The sequence below is a fragment of the Lactobacillus corticis genome, from assembly GCF_018327645.1.
In the GTDB taxonomy this organism is placed as follows: Bacteria; Bacillota; Bacilli; order Lactobacillales; family Lactobacillaceae; genus Lactobacillus; species Lactobacillus corticis.
In genome coordinates this window covers 1-201 of sequence record NZ_BMAY01000093.1, presented here as the reverse complement: position 1 = coordinate 201, position 201 = coordinate 1, and the positions used below count along the sequence as shown (strand labels likewise).

Genomic DNA, 201 nt, shown 5'->3' with positions numbered 1-201 from the left:
AGCACCGTGCTGAAAGCGCATATTGCCAGTCGGCTTTCTCTGCTACTAGAATATTACGTACTTTTCTTTCACTAGGACGCAGTTTTTTGTTGTCCATAATTAGAGATTCGTCATACATATCATTCCATAAAGCCAGCCCTTGGTTCCAACAATAGCGACGATAGTCGCATAGTTCATCGAGATGCTTTTTCATCATCTGAT

General features: G+C 41.3%; 1 pseudogene. It reads right to left on the bottom strand.

Features of this window, described 5'->3' with window-relative positions:
• Positions 1-193: pseudogene (locus KI210_RS08880) on the bottom strand (RNA-guided endonuclease TnpB family protein); the annotation flags it as partial.
• Positions 194-201 lie beyond the last annotated feature (8 nt).